Origin of the sequence: Mesorhizobium sp. M0854, from assembly GCF_040319815.1 — a bacterium.
Lineage (GTDB): Bacteria > Pseudomonadota > Alphaproteobacteria > Rhizobiales > Rhizobiaceae > Mesorhizobium.
Genome location: NZ_JAMYOL010000002.1, coordinates 409,361 through 431,578, shown reverse-complemented (window position 1 = coordinate 431,578; position 22,218 = coordinate 409,361). Strand labels below are relative to the sequence as shown.

Annotated in this window: 20 protein-coding genes; 9 read left to right on the top strand and 11 right to left on the bottom strand. The window is 63.5% G+C overall.

Going from position 1 to position 22,218, the window contains the following annotated elements:
- Positions 1-3: 3 nt before the first annotated feature.
- From NKH99_RS04955 to NKH99_RS04925, 7 genes are all read right to left on the bottom strand, one after another.
- A complete protein-coding gene (locus NKH99_RS04955; RefSeq protein WP_352539237.1) occupies positions 4-1,071 on the bottom strand; it encodes a substrate-binding domain-containing protein in 1,068 nt (355 codons plus the stop codon).
- Positions 1,072-1,240: 169 nt separating this feature from the next.
- Positions 1,241-2,305 carry a sugar ABC transporter substrate-binding protein gene (locus NKH99_RS04950; protein WP_352539238.1) on the bottom strand — a complete coding sequence of 355 codons (1,065 nt, stop codon included), beginning with the start codon at positions 2,303-2,305 and terminating at the stop codon, positions 1,241-1,243.
- Between the two features lie 297 nt (positions 2,306-2,602).
- On the bottom strand, positions 2,603-3,373 hold the full coding sequence (locus tag NKH99_RS04945; protein ID WP_352539239.1) for a GntR family transcriptional regulator: 771 nt from the start codon (positions 3,371-3,373) through the stop codon (positions 2,603-2,605).
- Between the two features lie 123 nt (positions 3,374-3,496).
- On the bottom strand, positions 3,497-4,225 hold the full coding sequence (locus NKH99_RS04940; protein WP_352539240.1) for an E3 binding domain-containing protein: 729 nt from the start codon (positions 4,223-4,225) through the stop codon (positions 3,497-3,499).
- Positions 4,222-5,232, bottom strand: a complete 1,011-nt coding sequence (locus tag NKH99_RS04935; protein ID WP_352685402.1) for a C-terminal binding protein — start codon at positions 5,230-5,232, stop codon at positions 4,222-4,224. Before NKH99_RS04935 ends, NKH99_RS04940 begins: the two co-directional genes overlap by 4 nt.
- A 34-nt stretch (positions 5,233-5,266) precedes the next feature.
- Positions 5,267-7,654, bottom strand: coding sequence for a thiamine pyrophosphate-dependent enzyme (locus NKH99_RS04930; RefSeq protein WP_353013127.1), 2,388 nt, complete (start codon positions 7,652-7,654; stop codon positions 5,267-5,269).
- Between the two features lie 137 nt (positions 7,655-7,791).
- Positions 7,792-9,012, bottom strand: coding sequence for a mandelate racemase/muconate lactonizing enzyme family protein (locus NKH99_RS04925; RefSeq protein ID WP_352539242.1), 1,221 nt, complete (start codon positions 9,010-9,012; stop codon positions 7,792-7,794).
- Between the two features lie 117 nt (positions 9,013-9,129).
- On the opposite strand from NKH99_RS04925, the gene NKH99_RS04920 reads away from it, so the two are divergent.
- Genes NKH99_RS04920 through NKH99_RS04905 form a run of 4 tightly spaced genes read left to right on the top strand, consistent with a single transcriptional unit; the run spans position 9,130 to position 12,954 of the window.
- Positions 9,130-9,924, top strand: coding sequence for an SDR family NAD(P)-dependent oxidoreductase (locus tag NKH99_RS04920; protein ID WP_352539243.1), 795 nt, complete (start codon positions 9,130-9,132; stop codon positions 9,922-9,924).
- Positions 9,925-9,928: 4 nt separating this feature from the next.
- Positions 9,929-10,777: a transketolase gene (locus NKH99_RS04915; RefSeq protein ID WP_352539244.1), complete on the top strand. Its 849-nt coding sequence runs from the start codon at positions 9,929-9,931 to the stop codon at positions 10,775-10,777.
- A complete protein-coding gene (locus NKH99_RS04910) occupies positions 10,774-11,763 on the top strand; it encodes a transketolase family protein (RefSeq protein ID WP_353012949.1) in 990 nt (329 codons plus the stop codon). Before NKH99_RS04915 ends, NKH99_RS04910 begins: the two co-directional genes overlap by 4 nt.
- Positions 11,764-11,772: 9 nt before the next feature.
- On the top strand, positions 11,773-12,954 hold the full coding sequence (locus NKH99_RS04905; RefSeq protein ID WP_353012946.1) for a mandelate racemase/muconate lactonizing enzyme family protein: 1,182 nt from the start codon (positions 11,773-11,775) through the stop codon (positions 12,952-12,954).
- Here NKH99_RS04905 and NKH99_RS04900 read toward each other — a convergent pair whose 3' ends face one another.
- Positions 12,955-13,986: a LacI family DNA-binding transcriptional regulator gene (locus NKH99_RS04900; RefSeq protein WP_353012943.1), complete on the bottom strand. Its 1,032-nt coding sequence runs from the start codon at positions 13,984-13,986 to the stop codon at positions 12,955-12,957. It abuts the gene before it with no gap.
- A gap of 244 nt (positions 13,987-14,230) precedes the next feature.
- On the opposite strand from NKH99_RS04900, the gene NKH99_RS04895 reads away from it, so the two are divergent.
- The 4 genes from NKH99_RS04895 (at position 14,231) to NKH99_RS04880 (ending at position 18,655) form a co-directional block, all read left to right on the top strand.
- On the top strand, positions 14,231-15,241 hold the full coding sequence (locus NKH99_RS04895; protein ID WP_353012940.1) for an ABC transporter permease: 1,011 nt from the start codon (positions 14,231-14,233) through the stop codon (positions 15,239-15,241).
- A gap of 65 nt (positions 15,242-15,306) precedes the next feature.
- Positions 15,307-16,281: a sugar ABC transporter substrate-binding protein gene (locus tag NKH99_RS04890; RefSeq protein ID WP_353012937.1), complete on the top strand. Its 975-nt coding sequence runs from the start codon at positions 15,307-15,309 to the stop codon at positions 16,279-16,281.
- Positions 16,282-16,334: 53 nt separating this feature from the next.
- The gene (locus tag NKH99_RS04885; RefSeq protein ID WP_353012934.1) at positions 16,335-17,897 is read left to right on the top strand and encodes a sugar ABC transporter ATP-binding protein; all 1,563 of its coding nucleotides are present in this window, start codon (positions 16,335-16,337) and stop codon (positions 17,895-17,897) included.
- Complete coding sequence (locus NKH99_RS04880; RefSeq protein WP_352539251.1) at positions 17,894-18,655, top strand: SDR family NAD(P)-dependent oxidoreductase; 762 nt, start codon at positions 17,894-17,896, stop codon at positions 18,653-18,655. The genes NKH99_RS04885 and NKH99_RS04880 overlap by 4 nt, the downstream gene beginning before the upstream one ends.
- Here NKH99_RS04880 and NKH99_RS04875 read toward each other — a convergent pair.
- Genes NKH99_RS04875 through NKH99_RS04865 form a run of 3 tightly spaced genes read right to left on the bottom strand, consistent with a single transcriptional unit; the run spans position 18,652 to position 20,907 of the window.
- The gene (locus tag NKH99_RS04875) at positions 18,652-19,551 is read right to left on the bottom strand and encodes an aldose 1-epimerase (RefSeq protein WP_353012931.1); all 900 of its coding nucleotides are present in this window, start codon (positions 19,549-19,551) and stop codon (positions 18,652-18,654) included. The genes NKH99_RS04880 and NKH99_RS04875 overlap by 4 nt on opposite strands.
- Positions 19,535-20,119: an SDR family NAD(P)-dependent oxidoreductase gene (locus NKH99_RS04870; protein ID WP_352817910.1), complete on the bottom strand. Its 585-nt coding sequence runs from the start codon at positions 20,117-20,119 to the stop codon at positions 19,535-19,537. Before NKH99_RS04870 ends, NKH99_RS04875 begins: the two co-directional genes overlap by 17 nt.
- An 8-nt stretch (positions 20,120-20,127) precedes the next feature.
- Complete coding sequence (locus NKH99_RS04865; protein WP_353012926.1) at positions 20,128-20,907, bottom strand: SDR family NAD(P)-dependent oxidoreductase; 780 nt, start codon at positions 20,905-20,907, stop codon at positions 20,128-20,130.
- A gap of 950 nt (positions 20,908-21,857) precedes the next feature.
- Here NKH99_RS04865 and NKH99_RS04860 point away from each other — a divergent pair.
- The gene (locus tag NKH99_RS04860; RefSeq protein ID WP_353012923.1) at positions 21,858-22,217 is read left to right on the top strand and encodes a hypothetical protein; all 360 of its coding nucleotides are present in this window, start codon (positions 21,858-21,860) and stop codon (positions 22,215-22,217) included.
- The last annotated feature ends 1 nt before the right edge of the window (position 22,218 follow it).

Genomic DNA, 22,218 nt, shown 5'->3' with positions numbered 1-22,218 from the left:
AGTTTACTTGGTACCGGCGGCTTCCGCAGCGGTGATCTCGACCCAGTCGGGCGTGATCGGCAGCGTCAGGCCGGGCGCCTGGTCCGGAAATGCATTCTTGCCGATCGCGATCTTGATCATCTTGGTGCCCGGGTAAAGCTTGGACTCGAAGGGATCGGTGGTGACGAAATCACCCTTGACCGAGACGGAGCGCTCGGCGGGCTTCTTGCCGGTGTCGAGAATGTCGACCGCGAGCTTGATCGCTTCCGAGGAGAGATAGGCAGGATTGGAGCCAAGGATGCACTTGGCGCCTTGCGTCTGCGCGCAAGTAACGGCGGCGACATTGTAGGAGAAGCCGACGACCGGGACGATCGGCCGGCCGGCATCCTTCAGCGCCTGGATGGCGCCGGAGCCGTAGCCTTGTGTCATGATGCCGTCGATTTTCGGATTGGCCGCGAGCAGGGCCGCGACCCCCGATTGTTCCGGCCCGAGCGCGTAGTTGCCGTTGTAGTAGCCGACGACCTTGATGTCGGGATATTTGGCCAGCACCTTTTCGTAGCCTTCCTGCAGCTGTGCCGAGATCGGCGCCCCGGCGAGGCCCCGGTCGAGGATGATGTTGCCCTTGCCGCCAAGCTGCGTGGCCATCCACTCGGCCATCACCGAGGGAATGCGATCCCAGTCGGAAGCGACGGCAAAAGCGCAGGGTTCGGTCACCACCTGGTCGAAGCTGATGACGACGATACCGGCGTCGCAGGCCTTCTTGATGGTCGGATTCAAGGCCGAGTCCGAACCGGCATCGACAAGGATGGCGTCCGGCTTCTGGCGGATGATGTTGTTCAGCGAATTGATCTGCGCCTGGACGGTGTTCTCGACATTCTCGATCTTGAGGTCGACGCGGCCCTTCAGCGGCCCCTTGTTCACCGAAACGTTGGCGACACGCTCCATCTGCTGGCGCCAGTCATTGCCGACGAAATTGTTCGAGAGATAGATGGTGTAGGTCTTCTTGTTCTCGGCGTGGCTCGGCGCGGTGCTCACCGCGATTGCGGACATGGCAAGAGCTGCCAATCCGCCGCAAACTGTCTTCAGTTTCATGATCTCTCCTCCTTCGTGTTTCCTGCATCAGCCGGTGACGGACTTCGCCATCTTGATGGGTGCTGCACATAAATTGATACCGGTACCAATGCGCCTTGTCAATTTAAGCCAAGGCGCATTGGGGAGGAGCCTCGAGGCGACCATTTCGCCGCCGATCGGCAGACGTCGTTCATTTGGCGCCGGCGGCCTCGGCAGGGGTGATTTCAACCCAGCCCGGGCTGACGGGAAGAAACAGGCCTGGCGCCATGTCCGGAAAGGCATTCTTGCCGACCTCTATCTTCTGCATGGTCGCGTCGGGATACAATCCTGACGGGACCGGATCGGTGGTGAGGAAGGCGTTGCGCAGCAGGATCTTTTTCTCCGCCGGCTTCTTGCCGTCGAGTATCTCAACCGCCAGCTTCAAGGCCTCGGCCGACAGATAGGCAGGGTTGGGTGCAAGGATGCACTGGGCGCCCTGGGTCTGCGCACAGGTCGTCGTCGTCAGGTTGAACGGACTGCCGGTGATGGGAACGATCGGACGACCGGCGTCCTGCAGCGCCTTGATCGCTCCGGCGCCGTAGCCCTGGACGAAGATGGCGTCGACTTGCGGGTGCGCCGCCAGCAGGCTGGCGACGCCGGCTTGTTCCGGTCCCAGCGCATAGTCGCCGTTGAAATAACCGACCACTTCAATGCCGGGATATTTCTTGATGACTTCCTCGAACCCACCCTGCAGCTGGGCGGAGATCGGAGCACCGGCAAGTCCGCGATCAACGAGGATCTTGCCCTTGCCGCCGAGTTTCTTGACCAGCCATTCGGCCTCCACGCGCGGTGCGCGGCCCCAGTCGGACTCCATCGTGTAAGCGCAGGGCGCGCTGACGATCTGGTCGAAGGCGATGACCACGATGCCGGCCTTGCAGGCCTTCTCGATCGTCGGGTTGAGCGCTTCGCCGGAGCCCGCGTCGATGACGATGGCGTCGGGCTTGTTGCGAACGATGTTGTTGAGGGAATTGATCTGCGCCTGGACCGTGGTCTCGACCACCTCGACCTTGAGGTCGACGCGACCGGCAAGCGGCGGCTTCGTGACCGCGATGTCGGCGCTGCGCAGCATCTGCTGGCGCCAGTCGTTGCCGACGAAATTGTTGGACAGATAGATGGTGTAGGGCTTCTTGTCCTGTGCGTTGGCCGGCACGGTATCGATCGACAGCAAAGTCGTCGCGATCACCGCAAGGCCGGCGAAGAATGCGCCTGCTTTCATGATTTTCCTCCTCCCGTGTTTGGTGTCAGCCGCGCGAACGCCGCTGCCTATCAAGTGCCTTCGCCGCACACCCCCTTATGGACAGACTTTGTTTTGTGCACGCCGCTACCCCAGAACCACTGTGCACTCGGGCGACACGCACCAGGCAAATGCTCGACGTCGGATGCGGCTGCGCATCCACGTTCGATCGTGGTTCCCGGCGCAGCCTCCATCCTAGCTATGATGCTATTATAATTTTATAAAGCTGTCCATGACCGGGACCAGGAAATCGACGCGCGCCAATGCCGCCGATCGGGTTCAGGCCAGATCGTTCGGCGCGTCGTAGCTGATGCTGAAGAGATCGGCCGGATGCCGCGCGATGGTGAACTCGATGCTCTGCTGGTCGGCCGACTGGTAGAGCATCTCCACACTCAGCACCGCACTGCCGAGAGCGATGCCGAGGTCGTCCGCGATGACCTCATCGGCGATCTCGGCGCGGACCGTGACATGCGCGACGTCCAGCCGCAGGCCGAGATGCCGTTGCACCGAACGAAAGATCAGCACGTCGGAAAAATCCTCCCGCTTCAGCTTCGCTCCGACAGTTGGCGGGAAATAGCTGGTGATCTGAGCTTTCTTCTGCTCACCCACCGACAGGATGCCGCGCAAGCAGTAGCCCGCTTCGTCCTTGCCCATGCCGAAATGGCGCTGGAGCACTGGGGAGACCTCCTTGCGATAGGATTTCACCGTCAGTTGCGCGTCCTTGGTGAAGGCCGCCATGTCGGCGAAGTTCTTGAATTTCCAGCTCAGGTTGACCGATGGACTGCGCGCCGTGACCACAGCCGGTTTGGCCGACCGCTTCCTGATCAGCCCGTCGGCCTCGAGGTCACGCAACGCTTGCCGTACGGTGATCAGGCTGACGCCGAAATGTTCGGCGATGGTCGCCTCCTTCGGCAGTTCGCCGCCGACGGGAAAGGTGCCGTTGCCGATCGGCTCGCGCAGGATGTCGGCGAGCTGGCGGTAAAGCGGGCCGTTGGCGCGACCAAGTGTGCGCTTGGGAAGACTGTCGATGGTGGGAACGGAGTGATCCATGTGCCTCGTCGCGCCTGTGTCGAAGCTTTTATAATAGCTTCCTGCGCCGGAGGCTATTGCATGTCACCCAAAAGTGGCTCCGGTTTTGGGATCAAAAAACAAGCCCGACGATCATCAACCGTCTCAGACGAAGAGCCGAAGCGGATGCTCGATCGCGGCTTTCAGGCTCGAAAGCCATAAGGCCGCCGCTGCCTCGTCAATGCTTCCCGTATCCGCCATCAGCAGGCACTCGGCGTGATCGCCTGATGTGTCGAGCGAGACGGTCAAGCGCATGGCGCGGGCTGGCAGAAGCGGCATCATGAGCGGCCTGACGTCGCTTGCCGGCAACACCCGCAGGGACAACGCGGCAGGTTTTTCCGCATCGTCACGACTGTCGGCCAAAGCAGTGAGCCGCGTCTCCCACAGCGATGTCAGAGACATTTCGGGGATCATGTCGAACACGGCTTGCCGGCCCGCCAGTTCCAGCGCCACGGATGCCGTGCCGATCCTGGCGGCGTCCGGTATCTCGGCAAATGCTCTGCCCGCCGCGCGCAGCAGCACGTCGTCAATGTCGAACAGCCTTCCAGAGCTCTCCAGTGCCGCCAGCAGGTCTCGCAGCGCGCGGAGGGCAACGGACGTCGCAAAGGCAGCGATCCGGGGCGCAGCAGTGGAAGGCTCCGCCGCTGGGGCGGCGATATCAGGCGAAACGACCAGCGTGGCAGCCGGAACGTAGCCGGTGACATCGGCAGCGAGGATGCGGCCACCGGGGCCGCTGCCGCGAAGGACTTCGAGCGGCAGCGCACGCTCGCGCGCCAGGCGGCGGGCATATGGGGAAACGGCGAGACGCCTTGCCTGCGCCGCCATTGCGTTCATTTCAAATACTCTGAATTGACGCAGTTGGTCAGCCGCCCCTCCGCAAGATATGCGTGCACGACCTCGATCGATTTCAGCCGGAGATCGCGCATCGATGCCGGGCTGTAGAAGGCGGCGTGGGGGGTGACGATCAGGCGGTTGGCGATCCATGCTTCGCGGCGTCGCCATGCCGCCAGCAGCGGATGTTCGAGATCGCCGGGTTCGCTTGGCAGCACGTCGAGCCCCGCGCCGGTGACGGTACCCGCGCGCATGGCTGCTTCGAGCAAGTCGAGATCGACGATCGGGCCGCGCGCGGTGTTGATCAGCACAAGCCCGGGCCTGGCCGCGGCGAAGGCCGCCGCGCCAAGCAGCTTGCGGGTTTCCTCGCTCAATGGCGTGTGGACGCTCACCACATCCGCGCGCGCCATGAGCTCGGCCAACGAATGGACCCGCTCGTAGCCTGTCGACAAGTCGACGCCGGACGACAGATGCGGATCGTAGAACACCACCTTCATGTCGAAGGCGGCTGCGCGGCGGGCCGTGGCGAGGCCGATGCGGCCAAGTCCGACAATGCCGAAGGTGGCGCCCTTATGCCGGCGCACCAGCGGCGCTTTGGAGAAATGCCAGCCTTCGGCGCCATTGCCGGTGAGTTCCGCGCCATAGGCGGAGGTGCCGCGCGTCAGCGCCAGCATCAGGCCGATGGCGTGGTCGGCGACTTCGGTTGTACCGTAGTCCGGCACATTGCAGGCCGGTATCTTGCGCGCGCCCCAGCCTGCCGTGTCGATGTTGTCGAAGCCGACGCCGGAGCGTACCGCGATCCTGGCCTTGGGAAACGCGGTGGGAGCGGCAGCGACATTGTGCGTCGGCGAATAGTTGATGACCGCATCGGCGGTTTCGCAGGCCGACGGATCGAGCATGGCTGGCTTGTGATTGGTCGACCTGGCGAGGATGAACTCGATGTCGGGATAGTGCTCGCGCTCGAGTTCGGCTTCATCGGCGGCTTGCCAGTTGGCGCACAGGATCTTCATGCTTGCCCTTCGGATTTTACAGGGAGAGTGGTGACTATTTCTTGATGCCGCCAATGCGGCCACCCATCGGCACCACGGCGCCGACCGGCTGGTCGATCACGGCAAGCGTGCCGCTGACTGGCGCCTCGATCTCGACCACGGCCTTGTCGGTCTCGATCTCGGCGACCAGTTCGCCTTCCTTGACCGCATCGCCGACCGCTTTCCGCCATTTGATGACGGTGCCTTCGCTGACGGTGAGATCGCCGAACGGCATCGTCACCGGCTCGTCGTCGCCGGCGGCGGCGGGTGCCTGGGGCGCAGCGGGCGCAACCTTGGCGGGAGCAGGTGCCGATTTAGCCGGTGCGGCACTTTCCAGGCCGACCGTGTACCAGTGATCGGGAATCGGCGGCTTGCCGGCGATGACGTCGCGCACGCCCCGGACGATGCGCGCCATGTCGACCAGCATGGCGCGTTCCAGTACGGGCGCGAAGGGATGTGAGGTCGGCGCGGTGTGCAGCCTTCCGGGCGGAGCGTCGAGTTCATCGAAGGCAAGTTCGTTGATGGCTTGCGCGATCTCGCCACCCAGGCCGCACATCGCCCAGGCCTCGTCGACGATGAGCAGGCGATGGGTCTTGCGCACGCTGGCGACGATCGTCTCGATGTCGAGCGGCATGATGGTGCGCGGATCGATCACCTCAGCTTCGATGCCTTCGGCCGCCAATGCCTCCGCCGCTCCAATCGCGCGCTGCACCATCTGCCCTGCGGCAACGACGGTGATGTCGGTGCCGGCCCGCGCGATGCGTGCGACGCCGAACGGGACAAAATGTTCGCCAAGCGGCACCTCGCCCTTGGAGGCGAACAGCGCCTTGGGTTCGAGCATGATGACTGGATCGCCGGCCCTCAGCGCTGTCTTCATCAGCCCCTTGGCATCGGCCGGGCTCGAGGGAACGCAGACGATGAGGCCCGGCATATGGGCGAAGACCGGATGATAGATGCCGCTGTGGTGCGGGCCGGAACTGCGCAGCGCGCCGGCGCCGACGCGCACCACCATCGGCGCGCTCATCAGTCCGCTGGTCATGTAGCGCAACTTAGCGGCCTGCAGGAAAATCTGGCCGGCGGTCTCGAAGGCGAAGTCGGCAAACATCAGGTCGGAGACCGTGCGCGCGCCGGTAGCCGAGGCGCCGACGGCGGCGGCGGTAAAGCCCTGTTCGGAGATCGGCGTATCGACCATGCGCTCGGCGCCGAACTCCTGCCAGAGGTTTCTGGTGTGGGCGAAGCTGCCGCCACGCTCGCCGATGCCTTCGCCAAAATAGAGGATTGCCGGATTGGCGCGCATTTCCTCGGCGATGCCGTCGCGTACCGCCTCGAGCCAGCCTTGCGTGCGCGTCTCGCCGACGGCGCGCGGCTGCAGCGCTGCCGGCGGGTTGATCGGATCGGCAAAGACATGCAGGCGCACCGTTGCCGGGTCGGGCTCGGGCGAATTGCGGGCAAAGCTCAGCGCTTCCTCGACCACCTTGTCGATCCGCGTTTCGATGGCGGCGAGAGCTTCCGTGTCGGCGATGCCATAGTCCTCGACCAGCTTCTTGCGGAACATGTCGATCGGATCGCGCCTGATCCAGGCGTCGAGTTCTTCCTGCGTGCGGTAGGTGCCGATGACTGGATCGCCCTCATGGTGGCCGACGGTGCGATAGGTCTTGGCCTCGATCAGCGTCGGACCTTTGCCGGCGCGGGCGCGCTCAGTCGCTTCCTTCATTGCGAGCCAGACGGCGAAGACGTTGTTGCCGTCGACGGCAACGCCTGGCATGCCGTAGGACGCGGCCCTGGTGGCGATTTCGGGATTGAGCGTGACGGATCTCAGCGGCGTGGCGGTGGCGTAGAGATTGTTCTCGCAGACGAACACCGCCGGCGCGCGCTGCACGGCGGCAAAGTTAAGCGCCTCGTGGAAGCCACCATGATTGGCGGCGCCATCGCCGAAGAAGGCCACGCCGATGTCGTCACGGCCCTGCTGGCGGGCGCTCATACCGATGCCGACCGCATGGCCGATGCCGGCGGCGACGATGCCATTGGTGCCAAACAGGCCGACCGAACGGTCGTAGAGATGCATAGTGCCGCCACGGCCGCCGCAAATGCCGTCGACCTTGCCGAACAGCTCCGCCATCACACGTCCGGGGTTGGCGCCCTTGGCCAGCGCGTGGCCATGGCCACGATGGGTTGATGTGACCCAGTCGGTCGGCCTGAGATGCGCGCAGACGCCGACGCCCGTCGCCTCCTCGCCGATATAGAGATGCAGGAAGCCGGGCGTTTCGCCCTTGCGGCAGGCGATTTGGGCGATGCTTTCGAAGCGGCGCAACAGCACCATGCGTTCGAACAGATCGAGCAGAATCTTGCGGTCGGGGAGGTTTGGCGCACCCCTGGACTCCTCGCGCGTGCGCGCCGCAGACATTGCCACCAAAGCCTCCCTGAATACGTCTGACGCCGGACGGCAGAGCGCCGGCGGCGAGCTTGTTGGTCGCCCGCTTCGGCGCATAATAGATTATAATAGCATAATGTCTACCGACACTGAACAGAGGCGCGCGGGCGCTAGATTTTGGTGATCCGGACCGTGGCGTCGGGACGCTCGAACAGCTCCGGCCGCAAGCTGAGGCCAAGTCCCGGCCCCTCCAGCGGCACGACATGGCCGTCGCTGACCAGCGGAATGTCGGCGACGATCTCGGTGTACCAGCCGGTGAAATAGGCCCGCACCGCTTCCTGATAATTGACGTTCGTCAAGGTCGCCGACAGGGCGCAACTGGCGGCATAGACGATCGGCCCGGTACAGTCGTGCAAGGTGACCGGCAGTTCGCTGGCTTCGGCCATGTTGGCTATCTTGCGAGCCTCGGACAGACCACCGCACCAGGCGAGGTCGATCATGATCACCGAAGCGGCGCGCTTGTCGATCAGTTGCTTGAACATCTGCCGCGACGCGAGCCGCTCGCTGGCGGCGATCGGGATCGAGGTATGGCGGGCAAGCTCGGCCATGGCGTCGAGCTCGTTGTAGCGGATAGGCTCCTCCAGCCAGGCGACGTCGTAGGCTTTCAGCGCCTCGGCGATGCGCAGCACCGGCGGCAAGGTCCACAGGCCGTGCAGTTCGACCATGATTTCCATGTCGCGGCCGACGGCGTCGCGGATTTTCTGGAACGGCTGCAGCGCGCTGTCGAGGTCGGCCAGCGAAATGCGCGTACCGTTCGAGGCCTCGGCGGCAATGTCGAACGGCCATATCTTCATCGCCTTGATACCTTCGAATTTCAGGCTTTTGGCGAGGTCGCCGGCATTGTGGCGCCAGGCGAGCAGATCCTCATACGGGCCTTCGTTCGAATCGCCTGCCTTGAGCGACCAGTCCTCGCCGCGCTCGAACAGAGCGTTCTTCTTCGTGGCGCGGACATGTTTGTAGCCGGCGCAAGTGTTGTAGATCGGCACGGTCTTGTGGGTACGGCCGCCAAGCAGCCGCCAGACCGGCTCGCCGAGCGCCTGGCCATATATATCCCAGAGTGCGATGTTGACGGCGGAATTGCCACGCACCTCGGCGCCGGAATCGCGCGCGCCGACATAGACGCTGCCCAACGTACGGTCATGCAGTTCGATGTCGCGCGGGTCCTTGCCCAGAAGGTAAGCGGCGACATTGTCGTGGATGTAGGAGGCGACCGGCCCCGGCGCCCAGAAGGTCTCGCCGGTGCCGATGAGGCCGGCATCGGTGTGGACGCGCAGCCAGAACAGGAACGGGAACTCCGCCAGTTGCAGCGTTTCGAGCGCGACGACTTTCATTTTTTCCTCCCTGTACCGACCGCCCGCTCGGTCGGCGGACAATAGCACATCCCCGTTGACAGCCATTTATGGTACCGGTATCAATTTCGTCAAGATGGCCACCGGGAGGGTGCTCGCATGCCTGCCGAAATTCTCGATACCACGCCACGCAGAGCGCTGGTCACGGGCGCCGCCGGCGGCCTCGGCCGCGAGGTGGCGATACAATTGGCGGCCCGTCGATGCGCGGTCGCCATCGCCGACATCAACGCCGAAGGCGCGACCGAGACCGCTCGCCTTGTTCGGGAGAAAGGCTCCGAGGCCGAGACGATCATCGGCGACTTCACCAGGGAAGGCGCGCCGGAGGCAGCTGTCGAAAAGGTGGTCGCGCGTTGGGGCGGTATCGACATCCTCGTCAACAATGCCGGTTATGGTGTGATCGAGCCGTTCCTCGACGCCACTTACAAGTCCTGGACACGCACGCTGGCGCTCAATGTCACGGCACTTGCCATGGCCTGCAAGGCGGCTGGCCGGGTGATGCGCGAGCAGCGTTCGGGGCGCATCATCAACATCACCTCACCCGGTTCGCGCATGGCGCTGCCCGACTACACCGCCTACACGGCGAGCAAGGCCGGCGTCGATTCCATCACCCGCGCCGCGGCGGTTGCATTGGCGCCCTACGGTGTACTGGTCAACAGCCTGGCGCCGGGCATGATGGACACCGAGATGCAGCGGTCGACCGAGGTCGACCTCGCCCGCGCCAATGGCCGCGACGACCTGCAAGCCTTCCTCGACGAGCGCACCCGACGGATCCCGCTCGGCCGACGCGCCGAGATTTCCGAAGTCGCCGAGGCCGTCGTCTGGCTCTGCCTCGATTCGCCCAAATACATGACCGCTGAGCGCCTCAACATGTCGGGCGGGCTCGACAAGGACTGACCTTATGTTGCGAAATTCCCCACCCGGCAGTGCCGATATTGGCGCGCTCGAACGCAAGGCGACACGGCTGCGCCGGCACATGCTGACCATGGCGCGCGGACAGGGCCAAGGCTATATCGGCCAGGGCCTCGGCATCGCCGATGTGCTGGCCGCGCTCTACTTCCACGAACTGCGCTACGATCCGCAGAATCTGGTATGGCCCGATCGCGACCGCTTCCTGCTGTCTACCGGACACTATTCCATTGCACTGTGGGCGGCGCTGGCCGAGGCCGGCATCATCCCGGTCGAGGAACTCACCACCTACGGCGCCGACAATAGCCGGCTGGAAATGTCGACACTCGACACCACGCCCGGCGTCGAGGTCATCGGCGGTTCGCTCGGCCATGGTCTGGGACAAGGCGTCGGCCAGGCGCTGGGCTTGCGCGTCGACAAATCCGACGCGCGCGTCTTCGTCGAGTTGTCCGATGGCGAAATGCAGGAAGGCTCGACCTGGGAAGCGGCGATGTCGGCCAGCCATTTCAGGCTCGACGGGCTGGTGGCGCTGATAGACTGCAACGGCATACAGGCCGATGGGCCGGCGGTGCTCGAGATGGAACCGGTCGCCGACAAATGGCGCGCCTTCGGCTGGCAGACATCGGAGATTGACGGCAACAACATGAAGGCGGTGGTCGGTGCGCTGGCCGGCGCACGCGACCGCAACGGCAAGCCGAAGGCGATCGTGCTGCGCACATTGCCGGGCAAGGGCGTGCCGCGCATTGAGACCAGCGAGAAATCGCATTTCTTCCGCATAGACATGACGCAGTGGGACGGCATCATCGCCGAGTTCGAAAAGACCGTGGGAGCAACCCAATGAGCAGCACGGCGATTGAGCCCGGACGCACGCTGGCCATGGGCCAGGACGAAGCGGTCGGCGGTGGCCAACGGAGCGTGGAGGCACCGTTCGGCAAGGCTTTGGCGCGGCTTGGCCAGAGCCGCCCCGAGATTGTCGGGCTGACCGCCGACCTCGGCAAATACACCGACATATTGCCGTTCCGCGATGCCTTTCCGGAACGTTTTTTCAATGTCGGCATGGCCGAGCAGAATCTGGTCGCCGTCGCCGCCGGACTGGCGCGCACCGGCAAGGTGCCTTTCGCCACCACCTATGGTGTGTTCGCGACCCGGCGCGCCTATGATTTCGTCGCCATCGCGCTCGCCCACTCCAGCCTCGACGTCAAGATCGTTGCCGGACTGCCGGGATTGACCACCGGCTATGGCGGCACGCATCAGGCGATTGAGGACCTGGCGCTGATGCGCATGATCCCCGGCCTGACCATCATCGACCCCTGCGATGCGACCGAGATCGAGGCTGCGACCGACGCGATCGCCGAGCATCGTGGTCCGGTTTATATGCGGCTGCTGCGTGGCAACGTGCCGGTAGTATTTGAAGCTGGCTATCGCTTCGAAATAGGCAGGGCGCGACAGCTTCGCGAAGGCTCGGATGTCGGCATCATCTCGACCGGCTTGATGACCGAGCGGGCGCTGGACGCGGCGGAAGCCTTGCGCAAACAAGGCATCTCCGTCGGAGTGTTGCACGTGCCGACGATAAAACCGTTCGACGCCGAGGCGGTGGCCGAATTTTCGACCGGCTTCAACCATATCGTCACGGCGGAAAACCATGTTGTTGTCGGCGGCTTGGCGAGCCTTGTGGTCGAGACCTTGTTCGATGCCAGCATCGCGAAGAAGGTAACGCGCGTCGGCCTGCCCGACCGCTATATCGAATGCGGCGCGGTGCCGACCTTGCAAGCGAAGTACGGCCTGACGACCGAGGCCGTCATCGCAACGATCGCCGCCCTGAATTAGGACTGCCGCATGAAGATCACAGAGATCGAGACCTTTGCCGCCGGCGCGGGCTGGAAGAACTGGCTGTTCGTCAAAGTGCATACCGACGAAGGCATCCACGGCGTTGGCGAAGGCACGCTGAACGGCTTCATCAAGACCACCGAAGCCGGGGTACACGAGCTCAAGCATCTCGCCATCGGCCAAGACCCGCGCCGCATCAATGCGCTGGCCAAGCGCTTGCTGGACAGCGTTTCGCTCGATGGCGGCCATATCCACCGCACGGTGATCGCGGCGATCGAGGTCGCCTGTTGGGATATCCTGGGCAAGAGCCTCTGCGTGCCGATCCACCAGTTGCTCGGCGGCCAGGTGCGCGACAGCGTGCTCGGCTACGCCAATGGCTGGTACCGCACCGAACGCACACCGGAAGCCTTCCTCGAGGCCGCCAAAGCGGTTTTGGCCAAGGGTTTTAAGGCATTCAAACTCGACCCGTTCGGCACCGCGCAAGGGTTTATTTCGCGCGAGGAATTGGACCTCTCCTACGCTATCTGCCGGATGCTGCGCGACAGCTTGCCCACGGACACGCTGATCCTGATCGACGTGCATGCCCGCTTCACCGAGATCGCGGCGCTTCAGGCAGCCCAGAAATTTTCCGATCTCGACATTTACTGGTGGGAGGAGCCGACCTCGCGCGACCGGCAGGAGACCGTGCACGAAGTGGCGCATCGCTCGCCGATCCCGGTTGCGACCGGCGAGATGTACGACACGGTCGGCCAGTTCTACACGCTGGCCGCCGGCGGCGGCGTCAACATCTTCCAGCCTGAGCCGATGTCGCTCGGCGGCATCGGGCCGTCGATGCAGGTGGCCAATCTGGCGCTCGCGCATGGCAGCCATATCGCGCCGCACCAGAGCGGTGGACCGGTGGCTACGGCGGTGTGCCTGCAGCTCGCGGCAGCGGTGCCGAATTTCCTTATCCAGGAGCATTTCGACGCCTTTAACGACCCGTGGACACGCGACCTGGTGACCTGGCACCCAACCGTCAATTCCCACAATGGCCACCTGTCGTTGCCGGACGCGCCGGGGCTCGGCATCGATCTCAACATCGATGCGATCAAGGATCATCCCTACGATCCCGATGCCTATCTCAACGTCCACGCCGAAGGCTGGGAAAAGCGCCTCGGACGACATGAAGAGACCGGCAGGAAGAAACCCTGATCAGGCGCTTTCGCGGTCGACGATCTCGAAGCCGAGGCTGGTGATGGTCGGCACCTTGGTGTCGCCGCCGAGCCTTGCCAGCAATTGCCGCACGGCGCGCCGGCCCATCTCGTAGCGGTTGACCTTTACCGTGGTCAGCGGCGGATAGAGCTGCGCGGCCAGATCCATGTCGCCATAGCCGGCAATCGCGATCCTGCCCGGCACCGCCCAGCGCCGGCGGTGGCACTCCTGCACGGCGCCGACGGCCAGCGTGTCGCTGGAGAAGAAGATGGCATCGATATCCCTGTGACGGGAGGTCAGCGTCACCAGCGCCTCGGCGCCGCCTTGCGCGGTGATCGGCACCTCGACCTCCATGTCGGCATGGTTCTTGATGCCGAGTTCGGTGAGCGCGGCATGATAGCCGGTGCGGCGCTGCTGTAGGCGATCATTGCCATGGATCGGCGTCGAGACGAAGCCGATGCGCTTGTAGCCCTTGGCGGCCAGATGCATGGTCATGGCATAGGCCGTCTCAAAGTTGGAGACGCCGACCACCATGTCGATCGGCTTGCGGCCCTTGATTTCGGAAATCTCGACGATCGGCGCACCGCTGCTCTTCAGAAGCCCGCGCGCCGCCTCGCTTTGTACGAAGCTCTGCAGGATCATGCCGACCGGGCGCCAGCCAAGCAGGTTGCGGATCGATTTCTCCTCGGCCTCCTGCGTGAATTCGCCTTGCACCAGAAGCATCGAGTAGCCGCTCTCATGGCATTCGTCCGACATGCCTTGCACCTGTTCGGCAATGCCCGAATTGATCAGCGGCGGCACCACCGTGCCGATCATGCGGCCATTGCCGCGCATGCTGGAGGCCAGCCGGTTGGGCACGAAGCCGGCCTGCTCGATGGCCTCAAGCACTTTCGCGCGCGTCTCGGGCGAGACCATGTCGGGATTGGACAGCGCCCGCGATACCGTCATCGGCGCGACACCAACGCGCTTGGCGATCTCGCGGACACCAAGGCGCTGCCGCTTCTTCTCGCCCGCCGGCGGCTCGTCGACCATCACCATGCTCCAAGAGAGCGCGATCCGTCAGCAATGTCCCGCGGATCGCGGCGTAAACACCCATTCATAGCGGTTGCCGCGAATGCATTCCAGCGATGGAGCTGGCTATGCACTGCCAGGAAATTCGCCGTTGACAAGTTATAATATTATAATCTTAATGGCCAAGAGGAGTGCGCCGAGGATCGGCACAGGTGAATGGAGCCGGCCGCAAGAGCCGGCGACAGGCACCGCCAGGGAGGTCAGGATGAACAGCGCGGCTGAGGTGAGCGCGCCGCTCCGGGACGCGCGATCGTTCCGGCGGCGACTGATCGGCTTGATTGCCGTCGGCGAAGTCGGCGTGCTGGCGGCCATGGCGTTGCTGATCGCCTTCTTCTGGCTGATCGAACCGGCTTTCCTGTCGGAGCGCAACATCCGCGCCATTCTCAACGTCGTCTCCTTTGTCGGCATCATCGCCATCGGCCAGACCATCCTGCTGGTCGCCGGCGAATTCGACCTGTCGGTCGGCTCGGTGGCCGGGTTGTCCGCCGTGATCGCCGCCAAGCTGATGACCGCGGCCGCCCTGCCGGTGACCGTCGGCGTTCTCGGCGGCGTTGCCGTCGGTGCCCTGATCGGCCTGCTGAATGGCCTGATCGTCGTCAGGGTCGGCATCCCCGCCTTCATCCAGACGCTCGGCATGCTGTTCATCGGCCAGGGCCTGATCCAGGTGGTGACGGATGGTTATCCCGTCTATCCGCTGCCCGAGGCGATCAACGCGATCGGCGGCACCGATCTCGCCTTTGGGCTGGGCTGGAGCTTTGCCTTCTTCATCGTCGCCGCCATCCTTGCCGACTTCGTGCTGCGGCGCACCGTTCTCGGGCGCAACATGTATGCCACCGGCGGCAACAAGGAAGTGGCGCATCTCGTCGGCATCAACACCAGCGCCTACAAGATCGGCGCCTTCATCGCCGTCGGCGCGCTGTCGGCGATCGCCGGCATGTTCGTGATGGCCGATCTCGGCAGCGGCGGCACTTCGATCGGCAGCGGCTGGGAACTGACGGTCATCGCCGGTGTCGTGGTCGGCGGCGTCAGCCTGTTCGGCGGCGCCGGCACGGTGGCCGGCGGCGTCGTCGGCATTCTCATGCTGAAAGTGGTGCAGAGCGGCCTCGTCGTCATCGGCGTCAACTCCAACTGGCAGCAGATCGCGGTCGGGGTGATCATGGTCATGGCCGTCGGCCTCGACATCGTGCGCCGCCGCTACTTCATCGCCGGAGCCTGAGCAAACCGCGGGGAAGTGGACATTTGAGCCGGAAAAAAATGCCGGAGAACCAAGGGAGGTACGACATGAGAATAAATCTGAAGAACGGACTGATACGCAGCGCGCTTGGCGCGGCGGCAGTAGCCACATCGCTCGGTTTAGCGAGCATTGCCCAGGCGGCGGACATCCACCTGCTCTGGGTGCAGGCGATGAAGGATCATCCCGTGCACCGGCTGATGCAGGCCGGTTTCCTCAACAAGTGCAAGGAGCTTGGCTACACCTGCGAGGTCGTCGGCGACCCGAGCGCCACCAACTGGGATATTCCGGCGACGCTGCCGCTTGCCGAAGCCGCCCTCGCCCGCACCAAATACGATGCCGTCGGCGTCTACGGTCCCGATCCGGCCATCTATACCTACATCTCCAAGCTGGCCAAGGAGGGCTTCCCGATCGTCACCTGGCACGTGCTGCCGCCCGAAGGGACCGTAAACGGGCTGAAAGCGGCAACGGGCGAGAACATCGCCGAGGCCGGGACCAACGCCGCGATCGCCATCGGCGACAAGCTCGGCGGCAAGGGCACGGTGGCACTGACGCAAGGCGCCTCCAACGACACCGAAAACGCCATGTCGGATGCCTTCCGCAAGACCATCGCCGCGAAATATCCCGGCATCAAGGTGCTCGACACCCAGATGGAAGGCTTCGAACCCTCGGCGGCGGAAGCCAAGGCGGTGGCGATCCTGCAAGGCAATCCCGACGTGACCGCCGCCTTCGGCACTACCGGCAACAGCATCCAGACCTGGTCGGGGGCGGCCCGCAAGGCCGGGCGCGATGTCGTCATCATCGGCATGGATTATATTCGGCAGAACCTCGATCTGGTAAAATCGGGCGCCGCCTACGGCATCGTCGCGCAGCCGCTCTATGAAGAGAGCGCCAAGGTCGCCGAGCTGCTGGGCGATCTGGCCCAGGGCAAGACCGTGCCCTACAGCAATCCGCTGCCGGCCAAGGTGATCACATCAGCCGACCTCGCCCCCTACTACAAGATGCTGGACAGCGCCGGCCAGTAACAGCTCCCGCCGGGTCCGCTTGCGCGGGCCCGGTGCCTTTTGAGAGGATCGCCGTGTCCAACACCGCCCAAGCGCCTCTGTTCTCGGCCCACGCAATCGCCAAGAATTTTGGCGGCGTGCAAGCACTGCGTGGTGTCGACTTCGATGTGACATCGGGCGAAATCCATGCCCTGCTTGGGCAGAATGGCGCCGGCAAATCGACCCTGGTGAAAATCCTCAACGGTGTGCATCCGGCCGGCTCCTACACCGGCGCCATCCAACTTGACGGCCGGCCGGTCAGTTTCGCCTCGCCTGCCGATGCGCGGTCGAACGGCGTCGGCTATGTGCCGCAGGAAATCGAGGTGCTCGAGCAGCTTTCGGTCGCCGAGAACGTCTTTGCCGGCCGGACCGGTCTCAGTGACGGCATGCTCGTCCACCAGCGCCAGCTCGAGCAGCGCGCCGGCGCGATCTTTGCCGAGCTTGGCATCGACATCAATCCCCGGGCCTATGTCGCGTCGCTGACCTCGGCGCAGCGCCATCTGGTGATGATTGCGCGCGCCATCGTGCTGAAGCCGCGCGTGCTGATGCTGGACGAGCCGACGGCCTCGCTGTCGGGCTCGGAAGTCGACGCGCTGTTCAGCGTACTGCGGCGCCTGAAGGCGCAAGGCGTGGCGATGATCTACATCACCCATCGCCTGCCCGAAGTGCTCGCCATCTGCGACCGCGCCACCGTGCTGCGTGACGGACAAGTGGCGGTACGCATCGCAAGGGAGGATTTCGATGCCGAGACCTTCATCTTCTCGATGTCGGGCCAAAGGCTGCATCGGCTGTTTCCCGAGCATGTTGCACCTGTCGGCGCGCCGACCGCGCTGGAGGTTCGCCGTCTCACTGTCGCCGGCCACAGCGGCGCTGTTCATGGCGCGAAGGATATCAACCTCTCGGTGGCCGCCGGCGAGATCGTTGGACTGGCGGGGCTGCTCGGTTCCGGCCGCAGCGAGATCCTGCACGGCATCTATGGCCGGGTGCCGGCCGAGGGCGAAATCCGTGTCGCTGATCAGCCTGTAGCGATCAAATCGCCAAGCAATGCCCGCGCCGCCGGCATCGCCTTGTTGACCGAGGATCGCAAGCGCGACGGCCTGCTGTTCAACCTGCCGGTCGGCGCCAACATCACCATCGGCAATCTCGCGCCCCTATCGCGGCATGGCATGGTGCGCGGCCGACTGGAACGCAGCTCGATTCTCGCCGCCATGCGCGCGCTCAACGTCAAGGCATCGTCGCCGCAGACCGCGGTCACCCATCTTTCGGGCGGCAACCAGCAGAAGCTGCTGTTTGCCCGCGTGCTGATGCGGGCGCCGAAAGTGCTGCTGCTCGACGAGCCGACCAAGGGCGTCGACGCGGCAACCCGGCACGAGATCTACCGGCTTGTGGTTGAGCTCGCCGAGAAAGGCGTGGCCTTGCTCATCGTCGCTTCCGAGCTTGAAGAACTGATCGGCCTTTGCGACCGCTGCCTCGTCGTTGCCGATGGCCGCATCGTCGACGAATTCGGCCGCGGCGAAGGCGGCGAAGACCGCGTGCTGCGCTCGGTGACGGCAGCGCAAGCGGAACGCCACGTGATAGCTTCACAGGTCTCTGCATGATCTTTGCCGGCAAACGCGTTTTCGTCACGGGGGCTGCGACCGGTATCGGCCGGGCGACAGCGGAGTACCTTGCCGCCGAAGGTGCCAAGGTCTTTGGCGCAGGGCTGGATGGCGAAGAGGGAAACGCGCTCGCCGGTCGCTATACCGGAAGCCAGCTGATCTTTCACCAGAGCGACCTCACCCGCGAGGCCGAGGTGCAGGCGGCCGTGGCGGCAGCGACAGGGCGGTTTGGCGGTCTCGACGCGGTCATCAACTGCGCCGGCATCTATCCGACCGGCAAGCGGCTTGAAAAGCTTTCCGACGAGGAGTGGGACAGGACCATCGCCGTCAATTTGACGGCCATCTTTCGCGTCTGCCGCGCGACCTTGCCGCTGCTGCGCGCGGCCGGCGGCGGCTCGATCGTCAACATCGCCTCCGTGCATGCCGACGCAACGGTTCCCGGCGTGCCTGCCTATGCTGCGACAAAGGCGGCGGTCGTCGGCCTGTCGCGGCAGATGGCGCTTGACTATGCCGTCGACCGTATCCGCGTCAACGCCGTGCTGGTCGGTTCCGTCGCCACGAGGATGACGCTGGACGGGCTGGAAGCGGCCGGCGGTGCGGAAGCACTGGGCCTGTCCTTCGAGCCCAACAGGATCGCGCGCATCGCCAACCCTTCGGAGATCGCCACGGCAATAGGCTTCCTGATCTCCGATGCCGCGTCCTTCGTGACCGGCAGCGCCATGCAGGTGGATGGCGGCCTGTTGGCGCGGCTGCTCTAGGTGTTAACCGCAAAGGGCATGAACAAGACTGTGCCAGCAGCGTTCTCGCCGGGGGCAAGCACGATCACGCCTTCGTCCGGATCGTCCCATCTGCCCCGGTTGAATGCGCCGGAGGTGTTGGTTTGCGGCTCGACGCAGAAATACGGTTTTGTGGGATCGGCATAAAGCATCAGATGCTTGAAGACGGGATCCGCAGCGATCCGCAACCCGACGCCGCGTGACGGAAAGCGAAGGGTCGCTTCGCCGCTCCAGCCGCCATAGTCGTTGTTGCGCCAGCCGCCCGACAAGGGCCGGGTCTCGGCATAGTCGAGTTCGGGTGGAAGCGTGATCCGATCACCGGAAATGCTCTCCGGTCCTTCGAGATAGAAGTGCCTGGCCTTGAACTGCAGCGTCACGTCCGGGTTGCGATCGAACCAGGGATGCAGGCCAAAGCCGAACGGCATGTCGACCGGCCCAGTATTGGTCAGTGTCATGGTCACGCTAAGGCCCTCCTCGGAGACTACGAAAGCCTGCGTCGCGCGGTAGGAATAGGGCTCCGGTCCCGCGGCGATGTCCAGCGACAGCGTCGCGTCGGTGGCGCCTGCCTTGGTGACAGTCCAGGCGTGTTGCCAGCCGCTGCCATGCACGTTGAATTTTTCGGGCGGATTGTTGGGTTGCACCAGCCAGCTTTTTCCCCCGAACTCAAAGGCATTTCCGGCGATGCGGTTGGCATAGGGCGTCATCGGGAACATGGCGACGCCAAGCACATTGCCGGCCTCGCGTTCCTCGTCCGAGAGCCGGCGCATGAGGTCGATGCCGCGCCAGCGTAGCGAACTCACGGAGCCACCGATCTGCGGCACCAGGGCGACTTCGAGCGCTCCCGATCCGATGTTCACCCATTCAGAAATTGCGCCCATAGCCTGCCGTCCATCCACCGTCTACGCTCAGCATCTGGCCCGTCGTGTAGGTGTTGAGCGGATCGCAGAAGAACAGCACGGCCGCAACCGCTTCCTCGATGCTGCCTGAGCGGCCGGCCGGCGTGTGGCTGAGCATCGCTTTGTCGCCGGAAACCATGGTTTCATCTTCGACCGCGCCGACGCCGACGGCATTGACCAGCACCTTAGGGCCGAACTCCATGGCCAGCGTGCGCATACCGGCAAGGATCGAGGCGTTCTCCATGGAAAAGCGCGGATGGCGGCGCATCGGCATGCCGGCGGTCACCGACAGCAGGAAGACGATGCGCCCGCTGCCGCGCTCGGTCATGGTCACGGCAGCCTTGCGCGCATCGGCGTAGTGAGACCGCGGATCGCGCGTCGCCGATCCTGGCCACAACGCGCAGGAGATCAGCAGGATATCGGCGGCCCGTGCATGGGAACCCTCGACCAGATGGCCGCCATTGGCCTGCAACGCGGCAAGTGCGGCCTCGGCCACCGGATTTGTGTCGCCATCGACTGCGTAAGCAGTGCCCTCGAGATCGATTTCCATGCCCGCACTCACATCATGTATCCTGCTGTCCAGCCGCCATCGACGGCCAGCACCTGGCCGTTGATATAACTGGCGATGGGGGAAGCAAGGAACAGCACCGCCTCGGCGATCTCCTCCGGCCGGGCGGGCCGGCCAAGCGGCACATGGGCGAGGAACTCCTCGGTACGTCCGGCGAACTTGCCGTCCTCGCCATAGAACAGTTTGGCGGTGAGCGCTGTCATCACTGAACCCGGCGCGATCGCATTGGTCAGGATGCCCTTTTCGCCCAGTTCAATCGCCATCGAGCGCGTCAGGTGGATGATGCCGGCCTTGGCGGCGACAAACGGGCTCTGCAGGCGCATCGCCGCCAAGCCGACCACCGAGGCGATGTTGACGATGCGGCCGCCTCTGCCGGCGGCAAGCATCGGCACAAGCGCCGCGCGGCTCATGATGTAGAGGCCGTCGAGATCGATGCCCGTGATGCGATCCCATTCCTCGACTGGGAATTCATCGATGGTGACGCGGTGCGCCAGTGTGTTGACGCCGGCATTGTTGACGAGAATGTCGAGGCGGCCGTAGCGCGCCATGGTGGCGGCGATCGCGTCGTCCACCGAGGCGGGATCGCGGATATCGACGGCACAGGCCATCGCGCCGCTCAGGGTTGCCGCTACGCGCTCGGCGCCTTCCATGTCGATATCGGCGACAACGATTGCAGCATCATTGTCGGACAGCCGTTTGGCGATAGCGCTGCCGATCGCTCCCGCTGCACCAGTGACCAGCGCTGTCTTACCTCTCAAATCGCATCGCATGCGTCATTCCCCACCTTCGATCAGAATTATGCTATTATAATGCTATAGGCTTCACAACAGAGCAGATTCGAACCGGAAGGAACGTCACAAACGCATCGCATAACATTGCCTGAGGTGCACGAGGCAGGCTGGGTCGGCTTCGCCAGTAGCGGGCGCCGGTCCGACCCCGCAGGAATAGACAGCCGCTTGACACGAGCCTTCGGAGGGCAAGGCACTCCTTGCGCCAGATTTGTAGCCAGGACGGCCTCATCAGCCGCTGCAGCGAAGTCGGAACTGGCAGCTCGATGAGTGGGGGGAAAGGCGGTAGCGCTCTCCCGCTACCAGCCCTCTCAACGACGGCTAAAAGGCCAATGAAATCAACGGGTTGATCGCTTGCGGCATAGGGACATAAATCGATTTAGCCGCTAGTGCGGACTCATTTGTGGGTATGCGTCCCTCGGCTCGAGTCCACATTTTTGCATCAGTAATCGCGCCGCAAAATAAGCGCACCAAATAGAGTTCCGGGATCGGACCCCCTGACGACCGAAACCCACCAACAGCTGCACCATCAGGCAGAAGCGAGATGCGCTAACTCGATCCCTTAGCGTTAATGCGCACACACGCACTCAGCCGGTTAAGGCGGAAGCGCGTACGCCAGCCCACCCAATGAGAGCGCGCCATAGAAGGCGTGGCGTGGAGCCGCGCCCGACAACGACCTGCATAGCCATTCCTGGCTAGTGAGGAAGGTAATTCCTCAGTGAATAGACCGATGCAGCGCTTCCGTTGAAGCTAATTTACCAGTATATAAAAATTCGGTTTGTTCTGGGTGGGTTGGGATGGGCGATATAATATCAAAGCTCTCATCATATAATATTTTTACTAATTTAATCCCCGGCGCTGTATTTGCCTTCATAATGCAGCGATTGGATGTATACAATTTTCAATCGCCATCAACTGTAATTGATATAATAATGTATTACTTTCTTGGAATGGTCGTTAGTCGTGTTGGATCAGTAATATTGCAGCCAATTTTGCGAAAGATCAATTTCGTTAAGTATGGGGATTACTCTCAATTTATTATCGCCGAAGCCAAAGATCCAAAAATGGCAGTACTGTTGGAGTCCAGCAACCTCTACCGCTCTATTTGCTCGGTCTTGCTCCTTGCACTGCTGGCCTATGGGGTCAAACTGCTAGCCGCTCGTTATGGATGGTCCTTGCGGTCAGTCGAGGTAGGAACGGTTATTTTCCTCGCAGTTCTCTTCCTTCTTTCATACAGGAATCAGGCCGCGTTTATAGAAAAGCGGATCCTACATCACAATCGGGAGGGCTGAC

What these genes read in the sequence shown, in the direction of transcription:
- NKH99_RS04955 (WP_352539237.1), bottom strand. Translation starts at nt 1,071, where the DNA reads ATGAAACTGAAGACAGTTTGCGGCGGATTGGCAGCTCTTGCCATGTCC.
- NKH99_RS04950 (WP_352539238.1), bottom strand. Translation starts at nt 2,305, where the DNA reads ATGAAAGCAGGCGCATTCTTCGCCGGCCTTGCGGTGATCGCGACGACT.
- NKH99_RS04945 (WP_352539239.1), bottom strand. Translation starts at nt 3,373, where the DNA reads ATGGATCACTCCGTTCCCACCATCGACAGTCTTCCCAAGCGCACACTT.
- NKH99_RS04940 (WP_352539240.1), bottom strand. Translation starts at nt 4,225, where the DNA reads ATGAACGCAATGGCGGCGCAGGCAAGGCGTCTCGCCGTTTCCCCATAT.
- NKH99_RS04935 (WP_352685402.1), bottom strand. Translation starts at nt 5,232, where the DNA reads ATGAAGATCCTGTGCGCCAACTGGCAAGCCGCCGATGAAGCCGAACTC.
- NKH99_RS04930 (WP_353013127.1), bottom strand. Translation starts at nt 7,654, where the DNA reads ATGTCTGCGGCGCGCACGCGCGAGGAGTCCAGGGGTGCGCCAAACCTC.
- NKH99_RS04925 (WP_352539242.1), bottom strand. Translation starts at nt 9,012, where the DNA reads ATGAAAGTCGTCGCGCTCGAAACGCTGCAACTGGCGGAGTTCCCGTTC.
- NKH99_RS04920 (WP_352539243.1), top strand. Translation starts at nt 9,130, where the DNA reads ATGCCTGCCGAAATTCTCGATACCACGCCACGCAGAGCGCTGGTCACG.
- NKH99_RS04915 (WP_352539244.1), top strand. Translation starts at nt 9,929, where the DNA reads ATGTTGCGAAATTCCCCACCCGGCAGTGCCGATATTGGCGCGCTCGAA.
- NKH99_RS04910 (WP_353012949.1), top strand. Translation starts at nt 10,774, where the DNA reads ATGAGCAGCACGGCGATTGAGCCCGGACGCACGCTGGCCATGGGCCAG.
- NKH99_RS04905 (WP_353012946.1), top strand. Translation starts at nt 11,773, where the DNA reads ATGAAGATCACAGAGATCGAGACCTTTGCCGCCGGCGCGGGCTGGAAG.
- NKH99_RS04900 (WP_353012943.1), bottom strand. Translation starts at nt 13,986, where the DNA reads ATGGTCGACGAGCCGCCGGCGGGCGAGAAGAAGCGGCAGCGCCTTGGT.
- NKH99_RS04895 (WP_353012940.1), top strand. Translation starts at nt 14,231, where the DNA reads ATGAACAGCGCGGCTGAGGTGAGCGCGCCGCTCCGGGACGCGCGATCG.
- NKH99_RS04890 (WP_353012937.1), top strand. Translation starts at nt 15,307, where the DNA reads ATGAGAATAAATCTGAAGAACGGACTGATACGCAGCGCGCTTGGCGCG.
- NKH99_RS04880 (WP_352539251.1), top strand. Translation starts at nt 17,894, where the DNA reads ATGATCTTTGCCGGCAAACGCGTTTTCGTCACGGGGGCTGCGACCGGT.
- NKH99_RS04875 (WP_353012931.1), bottom strand. Translation starts at nt 19,551, where the DNA reads ATGGGCGCAATTTCTGAATGGGTGAACATCGGATCGGGAGCGCTCGAA.
- NKH99_RS04870 (WP_352817910.1), bottom strand. Translation starts at nt 20,119, where the DNA reads ATGGAAATCGATCTCGAGGGCACTGCTTACGCAGTCGATGGCGACACA.
- NKH99_RS04865 (WP_353012926.1), bottom strand. Translation starts at nt 20,907, where the DNA reads ATGCGATGCGATTTGAGAGGTAAGACAGCGCTGGTCACTGGTGCAGCG.
- NKH99_RS04860 (WP_353012923.1), top strand. Translation starts at nt 21,858, where the DNA reads ATGTATTACTTTCTTGGAATGGTCGTTAGTCGTGTTGGATCAGTAATA.